This window comes from Actinomadura logoneensis (assembly GCF_003428695.1).
GTDB lineage: Bacteria > Actinomycetota > Actinomycetes > Streptosporangiales > Streptosporangiaceae > Spirillospora > Spirillospora logoneensis.
On record NZ_QURH01000649.1, the window covers coordinates 1 to 2527 of the forward strand.

General features: G+C 76.7%; 4 protein-coding genes. 2 read left to right on the forward strand and 2 right to left on the reverse strand.

From position 1 onward, the window contains the following. A partial coding sequence (locus DZF91_RS25120; protein ID WP_117359704.1) for a WS/DGAT domain-containing protein occupies positions 1–820 on the forward strand: 820 nt, incomplete at its 5' end. On the opposite strand, the gene DZF91_RS25125 is transcribed toward DZF91_RS25120, so the two are convergent. Next, positions 798–1808, reverse strand: coding sequence for a transcriptional regulator (locus DZF91_RS25125; RefSeq protein ID WP_117359705.1), 1011 nt, complete (start codon positions 1806–1808; stop codon positions 798–800). The genes DZF91_RS25120 and DZF91_RS25125 overlap by 23 nt on opposite strands. Before the next feature lie 52 nt (positions 1809–1860). Beyond that, a complete protein-coding gene (locus DZF91_RS25130; protein ID WP_117359706.1) occupies positions 1861–2214 on the reverse strand; it encodes a hypothetical protein in 354 nt (117 codons plus the stop codon). A 28-nt stretch (positions 2215–2242) separates the two neighbouring features. Between DZF91_RS25130 and DZF91_RS40310 the strand changes: the two genes are divergently transcribed. Then, a partial coding sequence (locus DZF91_RS40310; RefSeq protein WP_199486874.1) for a hypothetical protein occupies positions 2243–2527 on the forward strand: 285 nt, incomplete at its 3' end.

The following is a 2527-nucleotide window of genomic DNA, read 5'->3' on the forward strand; positions in this document are numbered from 1 at the left end:
CGTCGCGGGGCTGCCCGGCGTCCCCCGCGTCGCGCACGCCGTGCAGGGCCTGCTCGGCCGGGAGCGGACGCCCGCGGGCGCCCCGCTCGCCGCACCGCCGACTCCGTTCAACGGTCCGGTCGGCCCGCGACGCGCGGTCGCGTTCGGCGATCTCCCGCTGGCGGAGGTCAAGCGGATCCGCACCGCGCTCGGCGGCAGCGTCAACGACGTGGTGATGGCGGTCTGCGCGTCCGCGCTGCGGAGCTGGCTGGACAAGCGCGGCGCGCTCCCGGACGGGCCGCTGGTCGCGGGCGTCCCGGTGTCGCTGCGCCGGGACGGCTCGGCGACCGCGCCCGACGCGGGCGGCGGGAACGAGGTGTCGCTGATGTCGGTGCCGCTCGCCGTGGACGTCCCCGACCCGGCCGCCCGGTACGCGGCCGTCCGCGCGGACATGGAGCGGGCCAAGCGCCGGTTCGTCGGCACGTCCGGCGCGTGGGTGCGGGACCTCACCGGGATGGTGCCCGCCGCGCTGGCCGGGCCGGTCGCGCGGCTCGCGCTGAACGTGCTGCCCGGACTGGCCGTCCGGCCGGTGAACCTGATCGTGTCGAACGTCCCGGGGCCGCAGTTCCCGCTGTACCTGTGCGGCGCGCGGGTGCTCGCCTACTACCCGCTGTCGGTGGTGTCCGGGGTCAGCGGCGGCCTCAACATCACCGTCTTCTCCTACGACGGGACGGTCCACGTGGGCCTGGTGTCCTGCCGCGACCTGGTGCCGGACCCGGGCGAGCTGGTCGCCCACCTCGACGACGCGATGGACGAGCTCAGGGCGCTCGCCGAGGGGTGACGCCCAGGGCCCGCCGGTGCCGCCACGCCAGCCGGAGCGCGGCGGCCCCGGCGGGCTGCACCGGCTCGGGCACGGACCCGTCGAAGTCCGCGAGCCGGACGCGCCCCTCGGCGTTCTCCGCGACGAGCCGCGCGCCGAACAGCTCGTCGAACGCCTCGTCCTCGAGGACGACCGCGGTCAGCAGATCGACGGCCAGCGTCAGCGGATCGACGCCGAGCCCCAGGTAGGACGCCCGCAGGCGGCCGTCGCGGCGCGCCTCGGTCATCCGCCGGTGGAACGGCCAGGACTCCTGCTCGAAGCCGTCCGGGTACTCCTCGGGCGCGCCCAGCAGCTCCTCGGCGTACTCGCGGACCATGGTGGACCAGGGGTCGAGGTCGGCGCCCGGTCCGCCCCGGCCCGTGAGCGGCTGGAACACCCCGACCGGCATCACCTGGTGCAGCCCGCCCGCGTGCGCGACCTTCGCCGGATCGCGCCAGTGCAGCACGTACCTGCCGGACGCCGTGACGGTCAGCGTGGTGATCGCGACCAGGGCCGGACGCCGCGCCAGGTCGGTCGGGTCGCCCACGGACGTCCGGACCGGGAGGCCGGGGACGGCGGCGGCCAGCTCGTGCGCGACGGCCTCGCCCACGTTCACCCCGTCGAAGTAGCGGGCGGGCCCGAACGCCAGGTCCGCGCCGTCCACCGAGAGCAGCCGGTAGGACGGCCGGTCCTCGAACACGCGCGGGGGCGCGAGGGCGGCCATCGCGTCGGCGTAGCTCACGAAGCCGTCCGGCAGGCCGAGGGTGGGCGCGGTGACGGCGGGAGGCTCGGGCGCGGGCTCCCAGCGCGTCCGGACGTCCTCCAGCGGCACCGGCGCGTCCGGGATCCAGCCGGGACGGGCCAGCAGGGTGGTGCCCGCGACCTTGGGCACGTCCGGGTACAGCGCCGCGGCGGCGAGCCCGAACCCGTGCCTGTCCTCGTTCAGGCGTGCCCGCGTCCGCTCCCACATGCCCCCCACCGTACGCAGCCGGACGGGCCCAGCGATCAGGTGGGCGCAGCGATCAGTAGGTCAGTTTCAGCAGGAGGCTGCCCGCGTTGTCGACCAGGCAGTGGTCCTGGTCGTGGATGCGCAGTTCGAGCGGTCCGGAGTCCGGGGCCGTCACCGCGTCGTGCGAGCCGACCACGAACCAGCTCCCGCCGCCCACCCGGCCCAGCAGCACGCCGTAGTCCAGCTTCGGGTCGAGCTTGCAGCCCTGCCAGATCCGCTGGTCGGCGGCCGAGTCGTAGCCCCGCGGCCCGACCTCGGGGAAGCGGCGCCGGTCCACGGTCCAGCCGCCGCCCTGGAAGTCGATCCCGATCCGGCGGCCCGCCTTCACGGTCAGGCCGGTGCCCTGCCAGCCGCTCGTGGCGTCCACCTGCACCGACACCGTCCGTGGCCGGTGCGTGGGCGAGCTCGTGGGCGTCGCCGTCGGAGAGGGCGTCGCGGGCGGCCCGGACGGCTCCGGAGCGTCGGCCGTGGACGGCGCGGACGGCGCCGACGACGGCGGGGAGGACGGCGCGCTGCTGCTCGTCGTGGCGACCGGCGGGACGGTGATCGTGCTGGTCTGCGCGGCGCGTGGCTGCGCGGCGGTGCGGTGCGCGCCGAACGGGTGGGTGAACAGCACCGCCGCGGCCGTCCCCGCGACCACCGCCGCCGCGGTCGCCAGGACCGGGGCGAGCACGGCGGCC

What these genes read in the sequence shown, in the direction of transcription:
- DZF91_RS25125 (WP_117359705.1), bottom strand. Translation starts at nt 1,808, where the DNA reads ATGTGGGAGCGGACGCGGGCACGCCTGAACGAGGACAGGCACGGGTTC.